2 protein-coding genes and 1 pseudogene are annotated in these 2021 nt (G+C 76.7%); 2 read left to right on the top strand and 1 reads right to left on the bottom strand.

Going from position 1 to position 2021, the window contains the following annotated elements:
- Positions 1 to 428, bottom strand: a pseudogene (locus tag ABZ914_RS50645) (hypothetical protein); the annotation flags it as partial.
- Between the two features lie 133 nt (positions 429 to 561).
- Between ABZ914_RS50645 and ispD the strand changes: the two are divergent.
- Together ispD and ABZ914_RS50635 are read left to right on the top strand one after the other, a co-directional pair.
- Positions 562 to 1263: a 2-C-methyl-D-erythritol 4-phosphate cytidylyltransferase gene (gene ispD, locus ABZ914_RS50640; RefSeq protein ID WP_500201719.1), complete on the top strand. Its 702-nt coding sequence runs from the start codon at positions 562 to 564 to the stop codon at positions 1261 to 1263.
- Positions 1260 to 2012, top strand: coding sequence for a glycerophosphodiester phosphodiesterase (locus ABZ914_RS50635; RefSeq protein ID WP_500201718.1), 753 nt, complete (start codon positions 1260 to 1262; stop codon positions 2010 to 2012). Before ispD ends, ABZ914_RS50635 begins: the two co-directional genes overlap by 4 nt.
- The last annotated feature ends 9 nt before the right edge of the window (positions 2013 to 2021 follow it).

Genomic DNA, 2021 nt, shown 5'->3' with positions numbered 1-2021 from the left:
GCCCGGCCGAGCACGCCCGCCGGCCACGCGGCCCCGGGCGCGCCCTCCGCGCGCGCCAGCCCGCCGTCCACGCAGTCCAGCACGAACGAGGCGTAGAGCAGGCCCGCGCCCGCGATCATCCCGGCGCGGGAGCCGGCGGAGAACCAGACCGCCGCGAGCGCCCCGAAGCAGAACGAGATGCCCGCGACGGTCTCGGGCGCGAGGCCGCGCGACGCCGCCCAGCGCACGAGGTGCGGGGCGTACCCGCCGACCGCGTACGCCGCGACGAGGCCGTCGCCGCGGTGCGACGGGCCGCGCCGGCGCTCCGCGCGCCCGGACGCCCCGCGTCCGGCGGCCCGCTCCGGGCGGGCGCGGTTCTCCTCCACGGCGTCGGCCGCCTCCGGTACGTTGAGCGTGGCGGGCCGGCGCCAGGGGCGCACCCTGGCCATCGGCGCCTCCAGGCGAGATCGAAGCGTGCGGGTGACTGCTCAGCGTAGCGACTCGGTGACCGGGTGTCGCAGGAACGGGCGCGCACGTCCCGCGGGCGGCGCCGAGCGGCGCGAGCGGCGGTGAAAGGGAGAGATGGCGGCGCGGACGGTGGCGGTGGTGCTCGCCGGCGGGGTCGGCGAGCGCATGGGCGCGGGACGCCCCAAGCAGCTCATCGAGGTGGGCGGGCGGCCGATCCTGGCGCACGCGATCGCCGCGTTCGACGCGCATCCCGGCGTCGGCGAGGTGCTGGTGGTGATGGCCGCCGGGCACCTGCGCGAGGCGGGCGTGATCGCGGCGCCGTTCCGCAGCGTCACGGGCGTGGTGGAGGGCGGCGCGACCCGCACCGCCTCGACCGTCGCGGCGCTGCGCGTGCTGGAGGACCACCCCGACGACACGCGCGTGCTGTTCCACGACGCGGCCCGCCCGTTCGTGGACGCCCCGGTCATCGACCGGGTGCTGGACGCGCTGGACGGCCACGACGCCGTCGCGGTGGGCGTGCCGTCGCCGGACACGATCGTCGTCGTCGAGGACGGGGTGGTCGCGTCCATGCCGCCGCGCGAGACGATGAGCCGGTTCCAGACCCCGCAGGGGTTCCGGCTCGGCACCATCCGCAAGGCCTACGAGCTGGCCCTCGCCGATCCGGCGCTGCGCGCCACCGACGACTGCGGGATCGTGCACCGCTACCTGCCGGACGTGCCGATCCGGGTGGTCGCGGGCAGCGAGCGCAATCTCAAGGTCACCCAGCCGCTCGACGCGGTGGTCGCCGAGCACCTCGCCCAGGAGGACCTGCCTTGATCTTCGAGAAGTCCCCGGCCGTCATCGGGCACCGCGGCTACGGCGCGGGCCGGCCCACCCCGCCCGGCGCGTCGTCGCCGGTCGCGGAGAACACCCTGGAGTCCCTGCTCGCCGCCGCCGGGGCGGGGCTGTCCTGGGTGGAGATCGACGTGACCCGCACCGCCGACGACCACCTGGTCCTGCGGCACGACCCGACCGTCGAGGGCGGCGACCACATCGTGGACATGCCCGCCGACGCCAGCGGCCTGCCGCTGCTCGCCGACATCTTCGAGGCGCTGCCCGCGGACGTGGCGGTCGACGTCGACGTCAAGACGGTGCTGGAGGACGCGGTGGACGCCCCGTCCCGCCGTACGGGGTCGCTGCTGCTGCCGGTGCTGAAGCGGGAGGCGCGGCGGCGCCGGCTGCTGGTCACCTCGTTCGACCCGGCGCTGCTGGTGTTCCTGCGCGGCGAGCTGCCGGACGTCCCGCTGGGCCTGCTGACCTGGCTGCGGTTCCCGATGTGGCACGCGGTCCCGGCCGCGGCCGGGCTGGACCTGCAGGCCATCGCGGTGCACACCGGCTCGTGCGGGTTCGAGCACCCCGACAGCCGGCTGCGGCCGCTGGAGCACTGCGTCGACGTCGCGCACCAGGCGGGCCTGGACGTGATCGCCTGGTGCCCGGCCGCCGACCGCGCCCCGGACTACGCGTCCGCAGGCGTGGACGCGATGGTCGTCAACGACATCCCCGGGGTCCTGTCGGCGCTGGCGTAGCGCCGCCCG

Source organism: Spirillospora sp. NPDC046719 (assembly GCF_040645715.1).
Taxonomy (GTDB): Bacteria; Actinomycetota; Actinomycetes; order Streptosporangiales; family Streptosporangiaceae; genus Spirillospora.
Note: the sequence above shows the minus strand (reverse complement) of the source record. Positions and strands in the feature narration are given on the sequence as shown.

Bases quoted from the DNA above. Each gene is read 5' to 3' on its own strand.
- ispD (WP_500201719.1), top strand. From the start codon at position 562: ATGGCGGCGCGGACGGTGGCGGTGGTGCTCGCCGGCGGGGTCGGCGAG.